The organism is Labrenzia sp. THAF35, from assembly GCF_009363595.1.
Classification (GTDB): Bacteria; Pseudomonadota; Alphaproteobacteria; order Rhizobiales; family Stappiaceae; genus Roseibium; species Roseibium algicola.
In genome coordinates, this window is the sequence record NZ_CP045380.1 from 5834767 (window position 1) to 5854689 (window position 19923).

The window sequence follows — 19923 nt, forward strand, 5'->3', positions numbered from 1 at the left end:
GATCAAAAACGATGCGAAAACGACATTTCATCGCGCACATAAACTAATATGCACAAAGCGGAATTTCATCGTCTATAGAAAGAGCATGTCGAAGGAAGAGCCAAAAGAGCTGCGGCGGGGCTGGACGACGGGAGCCTGTGCGACAGCAGCCACCAAGGCGGCGTATCAGGCCCTTTTGACCGGCGATTTCCCGGATCCGGTCGAAATCACCCTGCCCAAGGGTGGCACAGCCTCCTTTGCGCTGACCCGGCATACGCTTTCAGGAAAATCGGCGTCTGCCGCCATCATCAAGGATGCGGGGGACGACCCCGACGTGACCCATGGCGCCTTGGTCAGCGCGACCGTCAACCTGTTGCCTCCTGGTTCTGGAGTAATCTTCAGGGCCGGAGAAGGTGTCGGCACCGTCACAAGGCCTGGCCTTCCGATCCCGCCGGGCGAACCTGCCATCAATCCGGTGCCGCGCCAGATGATGCGGACGGCAGTCGATGAGGTTTCCCAACTGAATGGCGGGGCAGGCGATGTCGAGATAACGGTCTCGATCGAAGGCGGCGCAGAGCTCGCCCTCAAGACGATGAATCCCAGGCTTGGTATCCTGGGCGGCTTGTCCGTACTTGGCACGACCGGCATCGTTCGGCCGTTTTCCTGCGCTGCGTGGATTGCGTCCATACATCGGGGCATCGATGTTGCGCGCGCAGTCGGGCTGTCACATGTGGTTGGCGCAACCGGCGCCAGTTCCGAAGACGCGGTCAAGGCCCGATACGATCTGGATGAAACCGCCTTTCTCGACATGGGGGATTTCGCCGGCGGTTTGTTGAAATACCTGCGCAGTCATCCGGTCGACCGGCTGACCCTCGCAGGCGGATTTGCGAAGTTCACCAAGCTGGCTCAAGGGGCGCTCGATCTGCATTCGGCCCGCAGCTCCGTCGACTTCGAATTCCTGCAGGGTCTTCTGCGTCAGGAGAACGCTTCTGCGGATCTGATCGAACAGGCCGCCTCGGCCAACACGGCCAAGGAGGTGCTGGATGCCTCCCTGGCTGCCGGTATCGATCTCAGTGGCCCACTTGCGCGGCGAACGAAGGACGCCGTCCGCCAGATCCTGCGCGATGCGCCGGTGGATGTGGAAGTTCTGATCACCGATCGCCAGGGCAAGGTGCTGGGAGAAACAGGCTTTGACCGCTAAGGCAGATCATATCCTGCTGCTCGCCGGAACAAGCGAAGCCCGGCAATTGGCCAGAACGCTGGCGGAAACATTTCCGGAAAGTCGCCTGACCGCCTCTTTTGCCGGAGCGGTTCGCGATCTGCCTGATCTTGGCGTCCCGACACGCGTCGGCGGTTTTGGCGGCACCGACGGTCTGCTAGCCTTCATGCGGCACGAAGGGATCACCATCATTGTCGATGCGACCCATCCCTTCGCTGCCCAGATGAGCCGTAATGCGGCCGAAGCCGCCAAGATGCTCAAGGTACCGCTTGTGCGCCTGGAACGGCCATGCTGGCACCCCGGTGAAGGCGACGCCTGGACAAATGTCCTGACGATGGACGATGCGGCCAAGGCCCTGCCTGATGGCGCGCGCGCATTCCTCGCCATTGGCCGCAAGGAGATCGAGCGCTTCACTCATCGAAACGATATTTTAGGTCTTGTCCGAATGATCGAGCCGCCCAAAACACGATTACCTTCCGCCTGGGAGCTGATCCTCTCCCGTCCCCCGGCATCTGCCGACGAGGAAGTTTCGCTGTTTCTGGAAAAGAACATCACTCATGTGGTGACGAAAAACAGTGGTGGCAGTCGTTCCTACGCCAAGATCGAGGCTGCGCGGACCTTGAAACTTCCCGTCATCATGATCGCCCGGCCAGATCTACCGGAAGCCGAATCTGCTCCAACAAATTCAGCGCTCGTTGACCGGTTACGGCAGATCCTCCCACGTGGGAACTAGCGCGAAACGCCGGACCTGGAAAATCTGATTTTCATCAGGGCAAACAGAAAACGCGGTATGCCGATGACATAGCGGCGGAACAGGCGGCGAGGTTCCTGCAACAGTCGGAACAGCCACTCAAGGCCGGCTGCCTGGAATATCTTCGGTGCGCGGACGACGGCCCCCGACATGAAGTCAAACAGCGCCCCGACCCCGATCGCGACCGGAACAGCCAGCGCCGACCGGTTCTCAACGATGAAATTCTCCTGCCTGGGGTTCCCCATGGCAACAAGCAAAAGGTCCGGCTTTGCCTCGTTGATCCCCTGGCACAAGCTGTCCAGTTCATCGCTTGCGAAATAGCCGTTCCGGTAGCCAACCACCTGGTGCTTCGGATAGGCAGTCTCGATATGCTCCTTGGCAAGGCGAACCTGTTCTTCCTTGGCGCCGAGCAGATAGATCCGCAGCGGAATGCCGATGTTCGCCAGGATCCGGGGAATGAGGTCAGTCCCGTTCAGATTTTCCGGAAACGGCTCTTCCCTGAGCAGCTTGCTGGCAAGGCTCATACCGATGCCGTCGTTCAGAAGCGTCATTTTCTGGAGTGTTGCAGCGTAGCGGGGATCATCCATCGCTGACAGGAGCGTATGGGCGTTGCAGATGGCAATATCGAGGTTCTGCCGCTTTTGAACGGCGGCCTCGACAAGCTGGATGGCATCCCGGGAGCGAAGACGCCCGATGGCAAACGGACCGATAGCGGTTGCTTCGATCCGGCACCCCAGCAGTTCACTCTCGAAATCTCTTGCCAGCATTCCGTTCCCAGTCTCCCCTTTACGTTCGTCCCGGTTACGACGGCGGCGAACGCATTAGAGCAATATCCGATCGGTCTCTAAGCAGTTGTAAACATAGCCGTTAGAAAGTTCGTAGTTACCGATATTTAATGGGCCTGAAGGGCAGACTGAATCGGAGGGAAAATCAGTCGGCGGTTTCCAACGGTTCACGCCATCCACGCTTCGGCACGTCACTACGCTCAAACCGCGCCCGCTCCTTGAGCGCCTTGGCAGGATTACCTGCATAAACAGTCCATGGAGCCAGGTCTTTCACCGTTACCGCACGCGCTCCCAGAACAGCTCCCTCACCGACACGAACCCCGGGACCAACAAAAGCTTCAGCGGCAACCCAGCTATAGGCCTCCAAAACGATGGGTTTTGCGATCAGCAGGAACTTGTCGTCGTTGATGTCATGCGTTCCCGCGCAGATGTGCGCACGTTTGGAGACGACACCGTACCGGCCGATCGTGACAGGACCCATGTTGTAGATATCCGCGCCGTCTGCGATCGCGGCGAAATCCTCCAGGATCAGGTTGCCCGGATGCCATATCCTGGCGGATGGAGCCACATAGACACCCTCCCCCACTGTCGCTCCGAACTGTCGCAAGAGCCAACGGCGCCAACCATGCAACGGCTGCGTCCAGGAGGCCAGAAGGAACCAGACAATACCCCAGAGGATACGGAACAGCCTGTTCTTCAGGCCGAAGCTTTGCGCGCCGAGCGCCCTGGCGTCCCTGTCTTCATCGATCCGGTTCGGCATTCATCGTCCTCCTGCGCAGTTTCCTCCAGCAGGTTGTTCGTGAAACGTGTTCCCCGCCAACATGGGACGCCGCTCAACCTTGGGGGCTGCCTGCCGGCAATGTGACGAACTGTCGTTTAAAGTTAGTTATTTTTGTCGATTGTACATTTTCGCTGTCCCGTGGCTCTTCAGAATGAGCCCGTTGGTGACGCAAGGTGCGGCATTCACTCTTTATTGAAACGTGATGAGAGAAGTTTGCCCCGAAAATGACGATCAAACAGGCTGATGGAACGACCTGCGGCCTTGTTGCAATCAAAGACCGATGAGCGCGGCGCAACCGTTCTGCCGCAAATATTCGCTGCCGAGGGAAACAATGGACACAAGAGCAGAATTCGGTGAACCGGGTGCAGCAGCACCCCTCATCCTGCATCTGAGCGCCGACTACCCGAACCCGCAGCAATTCCATCGCAGAACCACCGCAATCGAGCGTCTCGTCACCGGCGTGGACTTTGGCAGACACATCGTCGTGACGATGGACCGGACCAGCTTGCCCTGGCAGGCCAGCTTCAAGGATTGCGGTGAGATAAAAGGCGTGCGGCTATTCTCCTACCGCTATTTCGGCCTGCCGATGGGTATAGGTCTCGCCTCGGCGATGCGACGTATCGCAAGACATGTGTTTAAGACGCTGAGGACCGAGCACGAGACGCCTGCCCTCGTTCACGCTCATAAACTCTCGTTTGAAGGCATCGCGGGATTGTGGCTGGCGGAACGGTTTGGACCGGATACCCGGCTGTTCATTTCCGTTCGCGGTGAATCGGAACGCAAGATCCTGCTGTTCAAGCCGACGTACCGGAGCCTGATGCGCCGGATCGCGGCACGTGCAGACAAGATCTATCATATCTCCGCCTGGTTCCGGGACACCTACCACAGGTATGTTCCAGCGCAGCCTGAGAAGGAAAGACTGCTTCCAAACATCGTTGGGAACTCCACCAGCAAAGTGCCGGTAAAGGATCCGATCCCCCGGTTCGTCAGTGTGTTCGATCTGGACATGCGCCGCCGGAAAGGCATGTCCGACCTGCTGCAGGGATTTGCCGGTTTCCAAAAAACACACCCGGACATCGGACTGGACCTGATCGGCCCAGGCAGTGCGGAGGCCGTGGAAGCGGCGAAAAAGGAAATTGCCGAACTGGGGCTCGGCGACAGCGTACGGATCCTTGGACCGATGAACAGCAAGGACCTGTTCGAGGTTCTGCCGCACTATCTTGCGATGGCATTGGTCAGCTACAACGAGACCTTCGGGATGGTCTACCTGGAAGCGCTGTTTGCCGGTTTGCCGATTATCTACGGCAAGGATACGGGTATCGACGGTTATCTTGATGACATCGACGTCGGCATCGGCGTGAAACCCGGTGATGTCGCCGGAATTGCGGCCGCATTCAAGGATCTGGCGGAAAAATCAGCTCACTATCGCAGCCAGATAGTGGCAAGCGAGCAAATCTTGCACGACCGGTTCAACCCTGCAATGATCCTTGAAAGTTACCGTCAGGACCTGGAAGCTGTCTTGACCCCAGATCAACAACGGAGCCGAACGTGACCGCAAAAAAGTCGAAGCGCCTATGGTCCTGGCTGACCGCGCTTGCTTTTGGTCTGGCTTTCCTCGTTTTCGTTGGTGGTTTCCTGTATCTGGACGAACGTCAGAACGCTATCGCTGCCGGAACTCAGGCAGCGAAGGAGGAGACGATTTCGATCCCCATATTCAAACGGGGTATCAATGTTTCCAGACTGCAAAATTTTGCCTATCGGGATCCCGAGCGGCCGGGAAAATATCTCTGGCCACCGTTCCGGGGCGAATTGTCCAAGGTCTCCGACGCCGAACTTGAACGCCTGCGCGCGCTCGGGTTCGACTTCATTCGCTTTCCGATCGACGCCGGCGTCTTTCTGGCCGCGACGGACAGCGAACGCCGCATATTGCTGGATGATACGAAATCCATAACGGTTCGCTTACTGGACAGCGGCTTTACCGTGATGGTCGATCTGCATCCGGCTGCGTATCTCACGGAATGGGCACCTGTCGACATTTTGCGCGATGCACCCGATGGCCCGCGCTTTCAGGCCTACTCCGATCTTGTGGAAGAAGTCGCCAAGCGGATCCGCGATCTGCCGACGGACAAGGTCGCGCTGGAACTGATGAACGAGCCGCAGGGCGTCTGTTTCGAAGAAGACAGCCAAGACTGGTCTGTCTCTCAAAAGCAGCTGTATGACAGGGCGCGCAGTGTTGCGCCAGACCTGCCGATTGTCCTTACACCGGGCTGCTGGCGGTCCATGGAAGGCCTCGAGTACATGAGTCTCGACGGCTACGACGACAAGATCATCGTCGACTTCCATTTCTACGAGCCCTTCTATTTCACCCATCAATCCCTCCCCTGGGTATTGGACCCTCTCCGCTATATCGCGGGCCTCAGCTATCCCTGGACAGCGGGTAACGTGGAGACTGCCGAAGAGAGGACACGTCAGCATATCGCCGCCCTCAAGGCAGCCGATGTCGACGTTCCCGACTATGCCTTCGACAAGGCGATGGACGGTGTCAGGGACTACTATAAACGTGAAAGGCCCGACCGGAATTTCATTGAAAGCCGCTTTGACACGATCTCGCAGTGGGCGGAAAAACATGACATTTCCCCGGACCAGATCGTGCTTGGCGAATTCAGTGCTATCCGTCCCCCGAAAGGACTTCCAGACGATGGAAGCAGGCTTGCGTGGATCAAGGACGTCCGCACAGTGGTGGAGGAACGCGGCTTTGGCTGGGCCTTGTGGGACTACTACGAAGGCTTCGGGCTGATGACCGACAACGTCAAAAGAACCGTCGAGCCGGCTATGGTCGATGCCTTGGGGCTCAACGCAGACGCGCTGTGAACCGCGCCATCCAGGCACGACAGTTGATGCGGAATTTGCAGTCGACTGTGCGAAATCGTGACTGATAGATTGAGCTGACAGCTGCGAATCATGCCTAGTGACTGACCTAGCGGTGCGGGCCGGCAGAAAGCTTCTGCAGCTGCAATTGATCTGGAGACTGGGATTTGACAGTTCACCCCGTTGAACAGTCCGGGCCACAGGCCGCCATGCACGGGCAAACGTTGCTGGACAGGATCTTCAACTGGATTCCGGTGCTGCTGCTCGCCTATCCGATGTTGATCAGCCCATTCTTTCTGGTGTCGTCCGGAGGTGAAGACACCGCGGCCAACATCAGCGCGTCAAAGTCCAACGCACTGAACCAGTTGTTCTGGATCTGCCTGTTCATGGTTCTGCTGGTATCGGCGGGGCGGCGCTTGCTCAACGCGTTTACGGTTCTGAAAAGTCCGCTTATCTGGATCCTGATGCTTTATCTGCTGCTCGCTGTCACGAGCGTGCTCTGGTCTCCTGCACCCGGAATTGCGTTTCGCCGCGTGGTCTTGCAGATCATCATTGTGATGAGCCTTGTGATTTCGGTTTCTTTTACGGACGACGCCCGCTCACTGCTAAGCCGACTGATGCTGCTGATGAATACCGTTGTTCTGATGAATGCGGTTGCAGTCGTCCTGCTACCGCCGACACCTATCGGTCACGCAGGCATCTACACCCAGAAAAACAATCTGGGCGCGGTCATGGCTTTGGCCATGATGTTCAATATCTACGGGTTTCTGGTTTCGCGCGGTTTTCTGAAACGTTTCGGCATGCTGATCATTTCGGCACTGGCTTTTGGCCTGCTTGTTCTCAGCCAGTCGAAAACTTCCCTCGGGCTTGCCGTCCTCATGCCGGTCATCGCCTATATTGCAGTCGGCATGGCGTTCCTCTTCCGTATCAATGCGGCATTGCTGCTGATTTTCGGAGCGGTTACCGGCGCCGTTCTTCTGTCCTTCCTCTCGCTCCTTACGCGGTTCGGGTTCTCGGACCTGTCTCTGTTCCTGTTCAATGACGAGACCTACACCGGCCGGACGTTCATCTGGGCGTTTGTCGTGGATGTGATTTCCAGAGCCCCGGTACTTGGCCAGGGCTATGCGTCTTTCTGGGCCACGGGGTCCGATTCAATTGCCTTCCGTGAGGCGCCGGGTTTCGTCATTTTGCTGATCCAGGCTCATAACGGTTATCTCGATGTCATGCTCGAACTCGGCATTGTCGGAATTTCGCTATTGTTCCTGGTTATCCTGACCGCTCTGTTTTCCGCAGCCCGGGTCGTTTCCCTGGACTACCGGATTGCCTTTCTCTGCTATTCGTTGATCCTCTTCGTCACCTGTCACAACATGCTGGAGAGCGCCTGGTTTCGTTCCTTTTCCCTGAACTGGCTGATTTTCTTGCTTGCCGCGCTGCTGCCGCATGCAGTGGTTCGCACCTGGGACAATCGTTCGCAGAACTAGTGTCGTCCTCTCTGGCCGCAGGCAAATGACAGCGGGCTTCGTGGTGTCGGAGCACCGTAGTCTTGCCGCAAATTAGCAGTTCACTAACCATAAGTGCTTACAAGCAATAAGACGCATGCCCGCGAGGACATAAGGTGACTTTTTGTGGACCCCAGACAGGTAGAAAACCCGGCTTACGATAAGGCGGCCCTTCAAGGCCGCGATGCCATTGCTCTGGACATCCTGTCCATTTTTCAGGTATTGCGCCGCCGCATCTTCCTGATCGCGGCAATTGCATTTGTTTTTGCAGCGTTGACTGCCGCCTACTCCCTGACCATCACGCCGATCTTCAGAGCCTCCTCGCAAGTCCTGTTCGACCCAACTGTCCGCCAGCCTTTCGATGACCCGAACCGCCCGAGCCGCACGGGACAAGGCTCGGAAGTGATCGACAGTCAGATGTCGGTCATCCATTCCGACACAGTGCTGCGCCCCGTCGCCCGGGAAAACAACCTGGCTGAAGACCCTCATTTCGGCGAAGGCAAGCCGGGTCTGATGAGCCAGTTCAAGAGCCTGATCTTCGGGGCAACCAAGAAGGACGCGGCAACGCTTGAAGCGCAGGAGACCGCCGCGGTCGAAGCTCTTGCAGATGCAACCAGCGTCAAGCGCGTTGGTCAGACCTTCGTCATCAATATTGCCGCGGAATCTCCTTCACCGGTCCAGGCTGCCGTTCTGGCGAATTCGATCGCCGAAAGCTATCTGTCCGACCAGAAACGGCAAGTTGACCTGGCCTCGGACGAAGCTGCCTCCCAGATCGATGATCGGTTGGTGGATTTGCGGGAACGCCTGAGGCAAGCCGAAGAAGAAATCCAGAAATTTCGCGCGGCCAACAAGCTGCAGAACTCCGACGAGGGGTCGCTGCTGACCGGACAGGAACTGACCGGACTGAATTCCAGGCTCATCGATGCCCGAGCGGCACTGGCGGAAGCAACCGCCAAATACGATGAAATCCAGCGGGTTCTGCAAAGCGGTGTCGACGCGGAATCCATCGGAGATGTGGTCAATTCCCCCACGATCTCCTCACTTCGCCAGCAATATGCCACGGCTGCACGCACGGAAGCTCAGCTGATGGCCGATCTTCTGCCCTCACATCCGTCTGTCGTGCAGGCAAGATCCCAGCTGGAACGGTTGCGCAATCTCATCCGGGACGAAATCAGGCGGATTGCGGAATCCACACGCATCGATGTCCAGGTCAATCAGGAACGGGTTTCCAGGCTCGAGCAGCAGCTCGATTCCACGCGAAATCTTTCCGACGTTGACCAGGCGGCTTCCATCAGGTTGCGTGAATTGGAAACGGAAGCACAGGCAACACGGCAGCTTTATGAGATAGCACTGAGCCGGGCCAAGGAAATTTCGCAGCTCGACCAGGTTGTTCTCCCCAATGCCCGCATCATTTCACCCGCCATTCCGCCGGAAAGCCCGGTCTACCCGAAACGGAAGATCATGGTGGTGCTGGCCGGAATCCTGGGTCTGCTGTTCGGCACCATAATCGCCGTTGGCGGCGAAGCCATTCGCATTGCCAAAAAACACCTGTTGCCGGAGTTCCTGCAGAACCCCGAACCTGCAATGGCCGTCGCCGGCCCTGCACAGTCGCTTGCTCCCGTAAACACGGTTGTCGACACCTCCCACAATGCACGCTCATCAGTGGGGTTGCCGGGATCGCGGACGAGAAGCAAACGCACTCCCTCCAGGCAGGTGCCCCAATCAGAACCCGGGCTGAAAGTTATCAGCCAGCTGCCCTGGCTGACGGAAACCGACGAAAACGGCAGTGTCCGTCCGCTCAGCTCCGACGCCATCTCTGCCGTACAAGATGCGATCGAGCAGTTTTATTCAGACGAAGCCGGACCTGGATGGTCTTTCGGACAAGGCGTTGACCAGATCATTGCATCGATCCAGAGCGCGCCTGCCCAAAACGGCACGCGGATCGTCTTTCTAACCTCTCCCGCCCTTGGCCATGGCCAGACAATTGCTGCCCTTGCCCTCGCTCTCGGGGCGGCCCAGCGCGGATTGCACGTGCTCCTCGCCGATGGTGAACCGAAACAGCGAATGCTCAGCCATGACCTGAGCATCGACGATATGGAAGACATTGGCGGAACGCTTCGCGAACGGGTTGTCGACTACGACGAGCTGGATATTTCCTTTCTGTCGCTGGTCTCCGGATTGCCGAAGTACAAGCACCACCGGATGAACATCCGCGAAGCTTTCGATTTCGCAGACATTGCGCGTGACTACGATCTTGTAATCATCGATGGCGTTGCCCTGCCGCAACTTGTCGAAGATGATCCGCTCGCAGGCCTTTCGACGCAATTCCTGGTCACGGTTGCCGAGCGTGAAGAAGATCAGATCTCGATGCCGATCCTGTCGCGTGACCTGCTTACGATCGCAGAAGGTCGGCCTTCCGGTCTCGTGCGAACGATGACCGGCACTCCCCCGCCATCACGCCGTAAATACGCGTGAAACGGATCAGCTGAGGCATCACTTACAAGATCTTGAAGCGGAGACTTTCGCAACGAATTCGGTCAACAGGGCGAACATCTGTTGACGGGCGGCGATAGGTGTCAGGTTGTGATCCGCATCCTGCAGGCCGTGCATCTCGATGTTCGGATAGGCTTTCAATCCATGCCGGTCGACGCCGAACCAGTTGTGCAACTCAAGAAGCCCCCGGTCGTTATCGCTATAAACGAGAGACACTGGGACATCACGCTGCTCAAGTTTCTGAAGGCGACTGGTCAGGACCTTGAAGAGCCGGTAATGGCGTGACAGATTGCCGAGAACAGGTGCCAGGGTTCGGTCGACCTTCAACTTCACGGGCCGGGTTACCTTTTTCAGAGCGGAAACCAGATTGATTTCCCCTGACAGAACCCGTTTCAGGGTCTCTGCATCGACCGCCTTGCGTCCATAACTGGACAGCGTCTGTATCGGCTCACGGATAGCCTTGTCCACGTTTTCGTCCGGATCCCAGACCAGTTTGCGTGAGTTCACCAGAAAGGCCGCATTGACGCGGTCATCGTCTGCAGCCGCCAGAAGGGCGAGATAGGCACCGCTGCAACGGCCGAACAGGATAACGTTTTTCACCCCGGTCCGTTCCTTGAGGAACCCGACGGCGGCTCTGACATCCTCCAGTTGCCTGTCGGAATAAAGAACCTGGGACGGCTGATCCGGCCAATAACAGCTCTCACCGATACCAGCCAGATCCGTGCGCAGGACCGCGCAGCCGCTTTCCGCAAGAGACCTGGCAAAGCCGACCGACATGCGTGCCCAGCCAATGGAATGGTCATATCCGGAATTGAGCATGATCACCGCCGTTTCCGCACATTTGCTACGGGGGCTCGCGAGCACACCGAAGAACATTTTGTCGGGCCCGAAACGCAGCGCCTCCTCCTCGACATCTGGCAATGGCTCCGAAACGGCAGAGACTTCGGCAAGAGCTGCAGTCTCCAATTGCCCTGCCGGGAAATTGGCCTTCACCCAGGCTACAATCCGATCCAGCGTTTGAACCGGGGGGACGGACAGGGTCGGGTCGGACACATAGTCGACGTACCCCTCAAACGACAGACTCTCGAACTCCAAACCGTTTTCGGCGTAGTGATCTGCAAGTTTCTGATCGCCCGGATGGTCGGCCCTTTGAACAAGCAATGTCTTCAATCCGGAGGGCAATTCCGTCTTGTAGAGATTGAGCGATTTGATTTCGTCGGCTGTTGCGGCCGAGAGCACGAAACCGCCTGCCATCAACCCACCCTCGGGACCATCCGACGCACTGACCAGGAACGTCGGCTGCGTCAACGCAGTCCAGGCTGCGAGTTCCCGCAGATAAGCTCGTCCCTGGGCAACTGGCGCCAGTAGCACTTGTCCTGCAATCTCTCCGTCTGCTGCCAGGTTGCTTGCGAGACTTGCACCTATCCCCTGTCCGACCACGACAACCCGATCCGGGTTTGCCAATCTCTTGAGTTCGGAAAGGGCTGTTCGAACGGAAGCCTGCCATGCCGACTTGTCCTGAATATCCGCGCTGTCACCGTGTGAATTCGCGGTAGCCGGATAGTCGAACCGCAGACATGGGTACCCGGATGCAGCGAATTTTTCGCCGAGCATCCTGTAGCTTTTCCGGGAACACAGCTCTTCATACCCCCAGGGGCTCAACAGCAGGATTGCTGTTCCTCCCGCAGCTTGATGAAAATAACCAGCAAGCCCATCGAACGAGATCGGCAAGGCCACAGCAGACGTTCCGGCAACAGGTGTAGCAGAGGAGGTATCAAAACCTTGCCGGTTCATATCACGTGCGAGCTCCAGCTTCATGGCGGGTGAAAGGCGGGCCTTCCAAATTCCGGGGCATCTTGCGCCTTTTTTCTAAGCCATTGTTTAATAATGCTGCAGGAACTTCTGGTGCATTAAAAGATCGTCTCACATCCTGTTGATTGCTTCCAACTCTGCTTCGGAGCCCAGTCTGAATGGAAAAAGTTTCCGTCGCCATAGCGAGCATTGGCCGTGAAACCTTGCTCGATACGTTACGTTCCCTGGCGGCGGTGACCAAACCGGTCGGGATGGAGCTCAACGTGCTGGTGGCCGATGATTCCAAATCCGGTGCGGCGACCAAACTCGTTGCCGGTCATCCCATCAAGTCGCTGGACGTGACCTGCCTTGCCGTGGCGAGCGGTAATATCTCTTCAGCCCGCAACGCATTGCTCGACGCAGCTGATGGCGACTGGCTGATATTTGTCGATGACGACGAATGGGTGGAGCGCGATTGGCTGGAAAAACTCTTCGCCTGCCAGAAAGACTTCAACGCAGACGTCGTGATCGGCCCGGTAAAACCACGCTATCCGGACAATACGCCCGAGTGGATGCTGCGTGCGAACCCGCTTTACACCGACTGGGGGCACCGGGGAAAACGGCTTTACACCGGCCGGGGCGGCAACACGCTGGTGCGGGTTGGTTTTGTTCGTGCGCTGGAACTGAGATTTGATGAAGCCTATGGCCGGACAGGCGGCGAAGACACCATCTTCTTTGCTCAAGCAGCCGAACGCGGGGCACGTATCTTTGCCACCGACGATGCGATTGCCCACGAACATGTTCCACAAGACCGATTGTCGACGAAGTTCATTCTCAGCCGCGCGACACGGTCAGGCCAATCCTATGGCCAGATGCGCCTCGCCCGGCATCCAGACCCTTTCTGGCACGTTTTTTTCGCATTTGGAGCACTGGCAAAATGTGGAGTTGCCGGTGTTTTAGCGCTCGCATTCCGGCTTCTCGACCGGGGACGGTCTTTCCGGATGCGGCAAAAACTTGCGCTCAATACAGGCAAGCTGCGCGCTGTATTCAACCTGCCTCTTTCGGAGCTCTATAGAAAACCGGATTGAACCAACTGGCGCGACATCTTGGACATGTCTTCAAATGCGGAATTTCGCGCGTCGTGCGAAGGCATAGAGGGAGCTTTTCAGGCGCTTCTTGGCCGAAAACATCGGCGGGATGTCACGATCCGGGTCGAAACCATTTGCAGGTGAAAAGCGCGGACAGAACCATGCCGTCTGATAGGCAAGTCCCGGTGTGCTTGTGAAGACCCGCCGGTACCCGGCTTCCTTGAGCCGATGCAAAACGTTCGCGTCCAGAGCACCGAACGGGATCGCCGCTTCTGTGACAGCAGCCCCTACTGCATCCTCGATTTTCTTTCGAGCGTCGTAAAGTTCCCGTTGAAAGCCGGCAGCATCCAGCTTGCGCCAGTCAACATGGTCGTGGCCGTGGCTGCCGATGACCGATCCCGACGAAACGATCTCCCGCATCTGTTCGGCGGTCAGATAGCCCTTTGCCCCGATACGTGCAGCCAGAACGAAAAAACGACCTGGCCGGCCCGCCTCCACAAGGGCTGGCCACCCAACCTCGTAATCAGACAGGTTGCCGTCATCAAAGGTGATTTCCAGCTTCACTCCGTGTTTCTGCTCAAGTGCAGAAAGGCGTTCAATTGTGCGCTGGTAAGTCTCTATCGGGACGAAGTAATGGTTCTCTTCCGGCGAAACAGGCACCGCTGGTACACCAATGCCGTGGAAAGTGAGAACCTGCGTTTTTGCCAGCATTTTTTCTCCGCCTTTTCGAACAGGACGCCAGATCCTTGACGCAGGGAAGTTAAAATAGTTTGTGCAGGTTCGCGTTGCCTGCCTATTAACGGCGCAGTCAGGTTTGGCGCCTAGTTTCTGTTGCGACTTATCCAGGGGGCAGATTAAAAAATCCGCTCCTGCGGTCCAAGGCCAGCGGCCACGGGTCCCGCTTTTTTCGATCAACGGCCCACGCCTCGAGGCAATTTCGTGTCAATGAATTCCAGTTCGGCATCGAGAAAATTTCGCGCGCTTTATGACAAGGCCCTTGGCCTCTCACGACGCCCGCTTGTTGCCAATACAATTTCCTACACGATCAATTTTGGTCTCTTGCTCGTCATTCAGCTCGTCTTTTTCCTGTTCATTTCGCGCGCCTTGGGGGCAGCAGACTACGGTCTGTTCATCACCATCGTCAGTGTCTCCATCATGGCCGGTTTCCTGGTCGGGTTGGGCAGTGAATACCTTCTCCTCCAGCGGGTCGCGGTTGAGCCTCAGTCTTTCGACAGATACCTCGGGCATTCCCTGATCATGATGGGACTTACCTTTCCGTTTGTCCTGCCCGGGACAATCGCTTTGTTGTACGTCCTCATCGGCGATACCGTTCCGCTATCGACTATCGCGATTGTCACTGTTTCGGATCTGCTCCTCACAAAGCTGGTGATCTTGTCCGCGCAGTCCTACATGGCCTTTGACCGGGCCAGAAAACAGATTGTCATCAATGTTCTGGCTGCTTCGTTGAAACTCGCTTTCCTGTTCGTTGCCACGCTTCTCCCCGGAAGTCTCACGCTCCAGGAATGGGCGTGGTGGTATTTCGCCGCCGGAATTCTGTCTGCTCTTGCGGCTTGCTGGCTTGTTCTGCGTGATCTCGGCCGGCCGACCTTCACCCTGATCCGGGACGACCTGAAACTCAGCCTTCTCTATTGCATCGAGTTTTTTGCCATCGGCGGCATGAAGGATCTGGACAAGCCGGTAGTCGTTCACACTTTGAGCGCAGATGCAGGCGGGCAGTACGCAGCCGGGTTCCGCATCATCGACGCAGCCTCAGCGCCCGTCAGAGCGTTTCTCTATGCAACCTACACCCGCCATTTTCGCCAGGCACAAGATGGGCAGGCAAGCAGCCTTGCTTTCGGCGTCAAGCTGTTGCCGGTGACGGTGTTCCTCGCCCTGCCGGTCGCAGTTTTCCTGTTGCTGATCGCCGGTTTCATTCCCCTTGTTCTGGGTGAAGATTTCGCGGAAACACCGACAGTCGTTATGTGCCTTGCGTTTTATCCGCTCCTGATGGGGCTTTCCGGTGTAGGGGCGGACATCTTGCGAGCCACCGGTCGTCAACGCGTGCGGATGGCGCTGCTTATCAGCACCAGCCTCCTGCTGATACCGGTCGTCAGCCTTGGCGCTGCGTTGGGAGGCTTGGCCGGCGCAGCGCTTTTCCGCTTTGGCGTCCAGATTGCTTTGACCGCGGGCACCTGGTTCTTCATTTTCTGGACAAAGGCACCTGCTCCCGAACCAGACGAAACCGCAGGCTGATCCGTCGCTTCCAGAAAGGCGTCAGAAGGGCACGCGCCCGGCGAAGTTCAAGGCCGTAAGTTGCCCTTTGGGGGCTGCCTGATGATCGCGTTCTTCGTCTGGCGTTTGTTGCAGTTGAATGCACTTTGCCTCGCCCGGAGCCAGATGGAACCAGTTGTCCTCCGTCTCAAATCCGGGAATGGCAACGACGGTCGATTGCAGGAAGCGCTTGGCATGGATCATCAGCGACCAACTGCCAGCCTCGTCCTGTTCCACACTTACCTCGGGAGCATCGAAATGGCGTTGCTGTCCTCGGCCGAGCGGGAAATGGTGCGCCTCGGAAATGAGTTCTCCGGTTTGCGTATCGAACAGACGTACGACGGTTACATCATGCGAGGGTGGGCCGAAACGATAGGCGTAGGTGACGTCGAAGAAGGCTCCGATCAGGTCCACTGCATTGAGCGTCTGCGCACTGTTCGGCGCCAACAACAGCTCCTTGTCTCCTGAAACCACCGGCACCTGGCCATCCCTCAGGCAGGCAATGCTGATCCTGACCGGCTTTTCCTCTGCCCTTTCGTTAAGGACGTGAATGGCAAGGCCGTTCGTGCCTTCGTCGGTGACACAGGCAATTACCGGCCTGAATGCGCGCTTGAGGGCATACCACGCGGGTTTGGGCCGTCCGGCTGCATCAACAAGTCCCCACCCGGCACCAATCGCGAGGTCGGCAAGGGTCCAGACCAGTGCGCCCCGGCAATTGGACCCGGGCCGTCGCCATTCGGAAAAGGTCTCGGACATGACCTCACCGGTGACCGCCCGTCCGAAGTCGAGGTATCTGTCCGGATCGCCGTAGCGAAGCGCGGCCGGATCTACACCGTAGAGCAGCTTCAGATAGTGATCGCGCACATCCTCGAAGTCCCAGCCGGCTCCACGATCACGCGGTACCCGTCCCTTCCAGCGTGGATCATGCCCCGGTTTCACCGGCAATCCTTCTTCCAGGCTTTGCTGGACGGGAATATTGGAAAACGCGAGGCACTCACCTGCAAAGCGGACATCGGCCCGTCTTGCGTCTTCCAGAGGCCGCAGATACGCCCCGACGCCGTAATAGTGGGCGATGCCTTCGTTGGGGGAGAACGGCAGGACCCCGCCGCATGGCGAATTTGCTGCATAGGGCACATCCGGCCGCAGCTCTGTGGCAATAGCCGGCAAGATCTCCTCGCACAGCGGCCCCTTCCAGCGATCCTCGGAAAGCCCCATCATGGCGCCCTGCTGGTAGATCTCGCTTCCACCGCACAGAACGGCAAGTGAAGGGCTGCCCATGCTTTCATCCAGCTGATCGCGCAGTTCCGCTTCGATCTCCGCGACGAAGGCGGCATCCTTCACGGGGTAATCGTAGTTGGCGAACTGAAAGTCCTGCCAGACCAGAAGTCCCAATTCGTCACATAGCTCAAGGAAGGCGCGGCTCTCGTAAAGCATCGTCCCACCGATGCGCAGCATGTTCATGCCAGCGTCCCGGGCTTCTTCCAACAGTGGGCGATAGGCTTCGCGGCTGGACGACAGGTTCAGGAGATCCGCATTGGTCCAGACGGCGCCCCGGCAGAAGACCGGCACACCGTTGATCTTCAGGCCGAAGCCGCGTCCATCGGCACCGTGGTCCACCTCGATCCGGCGAAAGCCTGTCTTGCCCAGTGAAAGAGTTTTGTCAGCGGCCTGAACGGTTACGTCGTAAAGAGCAGGCTCGCCGTGCGTGTGCGGCATCCAGGGCTTGGCGCCCTCAGGACGGAGGGTCGCCGCATAGCAACCGTCGTCCTGAAGGCTCATCTTCGCCGATGCTCCCGCGCAAGTCAGCACCGGAACGGCATCCGTATTTTCCAGCCTGACCGTAACTGACAGCGCGGCTGTGCCATCCGGAGCCAGGTCCGCAAGAATATGCTTTTCAACAATACGCGGCGTCGTCTGAGGTTCGAGCCTGATTGGGCGGTATGGGCCAACCGCATGGATTTCCGGGCACCAACCGGGCATGTGACCGAGAAGCGTCGTCCGCACGAGCCTCAGCCCCTGGCTGGTTGCCAACTGAGGCTTCCACCGGGCGCGCGGCCCCTTTGCGTTCAAGTGCGGCTCTAGCGCGCGAAAGCAGATTTTCAGAACGTTGCGATCGGCCAGTTCCACGGGAACATTGTATTTGCGGAACATGTTCCGGCTGGACAGCACCTCAACGTCGTTCAGGTAAACCTCGGCAATGGTCGCCAACCCGTCCAGATGCAAGCGATATCGGCCCGGCAGGGCGTCGAACCAGGCTTCATACCAGACGTCTTTGCCATGAAGTGGAACGGGATTTTCCGGGTCGTAAAGTCCTGCATCCGTCAGTGCACCGGCGACGGTTCCCGGAACGTGTGCCGGAACGAAATCCCACTGGTGCCCCGTCGAAAGCGGTGTTTCAAAGGCACCGGGCTCTGTCATTGACAGCGCCCAGGTCACTTCAGCCAGGTCGATCATTCAAGCCCCGGCAGCGCTGACTACGGGGGTAAAACGTGCGTCCTGATCACCGTAGTGGGTGTCGAGAAGTTGCATCAGGTTGTCCCAGGCGTTGACCGCCGGCAGCAAACCTTCGTCCAGCCCCTGAAACTTCTTGCGCATGACGGCGCGCGCCAGTTTGAACTGCACCATCTTGCAGGTGGAGGAAATGGTCTTGGCCATTTGCGCACCCTCGGTCAGATCGTCCCTGCCTTCCGCAACCAGCCATTCGAGATAGGACGAAAACAGTTCGAAATTCGCACCGAGCTGGCGCAGCGTGTTGAAGGCATACAAGTGGAAGAAGCCGAACTCGCGTTCGCAGATCTTTTCCACCTGTGCCGGGAACACCTGTGCAAAGGCAGCAATCGGGTTCTGCTTTGGGCGGCGCTTCAGGTGATGGCGCAGAAGACCTTCCGAAACGTTCAGGATGTGAGCCGGCGTAGGCAGTGTGTCCGGAACCTTCACGAATTCCGTGTATGGCAGGAACGGCGTCGGCTTTTCATGTGCGCCGCGCTGAAACACCCCGTCGAAATCGTCACCTTCCAGCCGGTGCAGGCCCAGACCATGGAAATATTCCATTGTCCTGGCTTCAAAATCCATCCAGTTGACTGCGATCGTCGTTTTGCCGTGGGCCTCGTGATAACCGACACCGTGTGTGTCCGGCAGGAAATAGCTGTCGACTTCGACCAGTGACAAGCGGCCGCGTTCGATTTGTTGCTGGACGTGGGCTTCCACCCGGTCGTAGATCGCAAGCTCCGTGACCTTGAGACCATAAAGCGCTTCCAGATCCTCCAGCGGCACCTTGAAGAAGGTGAACTGGTCTCCTTCAAAATCCTGGGTGACCGAATAGGACAGACAAGCCTCCGCCGGCAGGCCAAGGGACGGCAATACCTCGATCCAGACATCAAGATAGCAGTTGGTTTCGGGCCAGTCCCGGTCCTGGGAATGGAGCGGGCTACGCACGTAGGTCGCCGCATTGAAGCGGTCAAACACGGCTTGCGTCATGTTGCGTCCCCTCATCCCCAAAGCGTGGCACGGACGCCTTCAGGCCATTTGGACGTGTCGAAACCATGATGGCGGAAGAGCGCCAGCGCCAGTCGTTCCAGACCGAAGCCGACACAGGCGGTGTGGGCAGGCGTTCCATCAGCCTGACGGATGTTCCAGGCCTTGCCGAAGTTGTCCATGTGGTAATTGAAGCTCATGCAGGCCGTCGGCTTTTCTTCCGACGTGATCGGCACCAGCATTTCGAACTTCAATTCCTGCTCACGCTGGCCGGACGCCATGATCTTGCCGGCTCGGCCGAAGAACGGATCGTTGGCGACATCAACGTGATGCGGGAGCTGCAGCCGCTCCATCATGTCCGAGCCGCGCTGTTTCCAGGTCTCGCGGAAATCCATGGTCTGTTCGGCAGAACCGACACGCACGTATTCGCGCTGACGAAACATCTGCATCCGCGCCGGATCCTTGGAAGGCTCATGGCGGAAGCAATAGGACTGCAGCGCAACGTAGGCTCCCTCTGCCGGCAATGCACCACGGCGCGAGAGGATCGGATAAAGCGGATAGCAGGCAGCAGGTGTCAAAGCCACCTGGGTCGGTTTCTGATCCTTGGACCAGTCGTCGCCAGCCGCCATGCATTGCAACAGCCCCATGTGGTCATGGTCGTTGCCGCAAAAGGCATGCACTGTTCCTGCCAACTGCGGGAAGTTCTTCATGTAACCGCTGGTTTCGAAATCCTGCATGGTCATTCCCGGCGGGAACACCATTGCTTCGGAGATCTCGTCCTGACCGTAGGTGAGGGCAAATTTTTCGAAACGGGCAATAACGTCTTCAAATTCGCCGCTGCGGGCATAGAGGCCGTCGACGCCGCTGTCATGCAGGACGCCTTTGGCAAAGAGCTGATCCAGAAAAGAGACTTGCGCGTCCATC

At 57.8% G+C, this 19923-nt stretch carries 15 protein-coding genes; 8 read left to right on the top strand and 7 right to left on the bottom strand.

Annotation, left to right across the window (positions count from 1 at the left end; genetic code table 11):
- Window positions 1-85 precede the first annotated feature (85 nt).
- Together FIU93_RS26790 and FIU93_RS26795 are read left to right on the top strand one after the other, a co-directional pair.
- The gene (locus FIU93_RS26790) at window positions 86-1180 is read left to right on the top strand and encodes a cobalt-precorrin-5B (C(1))-methyltransferase (RefSeq protein ID WP_152507263.1); all 1095 of its coding nucleotides are present in this window, start codon (window positions 86-88) and stop codon (window positions 1178-1180) included.
- Window positions 1170-1931: a cobalt-precorrin-6A reductase gene (locus tag FIU93_RS26795; RefSeq protein ID WP_152507264.1), complete on the top strand. Its 762-nt coding sequence runs from the start codon at window positions 1170-1172 to the stop codon at window positions 1929-1931. Before FIU93_RS26790 ends, FIU93_RS26795 begins: the two co-directional genes overlap by 11 nt.
- On the opposite strand, the gene FIU93_RS26800 is transcribed toward FIU93_RS26795, so the two are convergent.
- Both FIU93_RS26800 and FIU93_RS26805 read right to left on the bottom strand, forming a co-directional pair.
- On the bottom strand, window positions 1928-2716 hold the full coding sequence (locus FIU93_RS26800; protein ID WP_152507265.1) for a WecB/TagA/CpsF family glycosyltransferase: 789 nt from the start codon (window positions 2714-2716) through the stop codon (window positions 1928-1930). The two genes, FIU93_RS26795 and FIU93_RS26800, sit on opposite strands and share 4 nt — an antisense overlap.
- Window positions 2717-2879: 163 nt before the next feature.
- The gene (locus tag FIU93_RS26805) at window positions 2880-3494 is read right to left on the bottom strand and encodes a putative colanic acid biosynthesis acetyltransferase (RefSeq protein ID WP_075281323.1); all 615 of its coding nucleotides are present in this window, start codon (window positions 3492-3494) and stop codon (window positions 2880-2882) included.
- A 352-nt stretch (window positions 3495-3846) separates the two neighbouring features.
- Here FIU93_RS26805 and FIU93_RS26810 point away from each other — a divergent pair, with 352 nt between their 5' ends.
- From FIU93_RS26810 to FIU93_RS26825, 4 genes are all read left to right on the top strand, one after another.
- Window positions 3847-5067 (top strand): glycosyltransferase, encoded by a 1221-nt coding sequence (locus FIU93_RS26810; protein WP_173017419.1) that lies wholly within the window; start codon window positions 3847-3849, stop codon window positions 5065-5067.
- Window positions 5064-6386 carry a cellulase family glycosylhydrolase gene (locus FIU93_RS26815; protein ID WP_152507267.1) on the top strand — a complete coding sequence of 441 codons (1323 nt, stop codon included), beginning with the start codon at window positions 5064-5066 and terminating at the stop codon, window positions 6384-6386. Before FIU93_RS26810 ends, FIU93_RS26815 begins: the two co-directional genes overlap by 4 nt.
- 164 nt (window positions 6387-6550) lie before the next feature.
- The gene (locus FIU93_RS26820; RefSeq protein ID WP_152507268.1) at window positions 6551-7864 is read left to right on the top strand and encodes an O-antigen ligase family protein; all 1314 of its coding nucleotides are present in this window, start codon (window positions 6551-6553) and stop codon (window positions 7862-7864) included.
- A 144-nt stretch (window positions 7865-8008) separates the two neighbouring features.
- Window positions 8009-10357 (top strand): GumC family protein, encoded by a 2349-nt coding sequence (locus tag FIU93_RS26825; protein WP_152507269.1) that lies wholly within the window; start codon window positions 8009-8011, stop codon window positions 10355-10357.
- Between the two features lie 18 nt (window positions 10358-10375).
- On the opposite strand, the gene FIU93_RS26830 is transcribed toward FIU93_RS26825, so the two are convergent.
- On the bottom strand, window positions 10376-11989 hold the full coding sequence (locus tag FIU93_RS26830) for an alpha/beta hydrolase (RefSeq protein ID WP_173017420.1): 1614 nt from the start codon (window positions 11987-11989) through the stop codon (window positions 10376-10378).
- A 356-nt stretch (window positions 11990-12345) separates the two neighbouring features.
- Between FIU93_RS26830 and FIU93_RS26835 the strand changes: the two genes are divergently transcribed.
- Window positions 12346-13254, top strand: a complete 909-nt coding sequence (locus FIU93_RS26835; protein ID WP_152507271.1) for a glycosyltransferase family 2 protein — start codon at window positions 12346-12348, stop codon at window positions 13252-13254.
- Window positions 13255-13284: 30 nt separating this feature from the next.
- On the opposite strand, the gene FIU93_RS26840 is transcribed toward FIU93_RS26835, so the two are convergent.
- The gene (locus FIU93_RS26840; RefSeq protein ID WP_152507272.1) at window positions 13285-14169 is read right to left on the bottom strand and encodes a polysaccharide deacetylase family protein; all 885 of its coding nucleotides are present in this window, start codon (window positions 14167-14169) and stop codon (window positions 13285-13287) included.
- A gap of 30 nt (window positions 14170-14199) precedes the next feature.
- Here FIU93_RS26840 and FIU93_RS26845 point away from each other — a divergent pair, with 30 nt between their 5' ends.
- Window positions 14200-15507 (top strand): oligosaccharide flippase family protein, encoded by a 1308-nt coding sequence (locus FIU93_RS26845; RefSeq protein WP_023001634.1) that lies wholly within the window; start codon window positions 14200-14202, stop codon window positions 15505-15507.
- Between the two features lie 21 nt (window positions 15508-15528).
- On the opposite strand, the gene FIU93_RS26850 is transcribed toward FIU93_RS26845, so the two are convergent.
- Genes FIU93_RS26850 through FIU93_RS26860 form a run of 3 tightly spaced genes read right to left on the bottom strand, consistent with a single transcriptional unit; the run spans window position 15529 to window position 19922 of the window.
- Complete coding sequence (locus FIU93_RS26850; RefSeq protein WP_152507273.1) at window positions 15529-17979, bottom strand: glycoside hydrolase family 2 protein; 2451 nt, start codon at window positions 17977-17979, stop codon at window positions 15529-15531.
- Window positions 17980-19002: a DUF1839 family protein gene (locus FIU93_RS26855; RefSeq protein WP_152507274.1), complete on the bottom strand. Its 1023-nt coding sequence runs from the start codon at window positions 19000-19002 to the stop codon at window positions 17980-17982.
- A gap of 11 nt (window positions 19003-19013) precedes the next feature.
- On the bottom strand, window positions 19014-19922 hold the full coding sequence (locus FIU93_RS26860; protein ID WP_152507719.1) for an amino acid--[acyl-carrier-protein] ligase: 909 nt from the start codon (window positions 19920-19922) through the stop codon (window positions 19014-19016).
- Window position 19923: the final 1 nt, after the last annotated feature.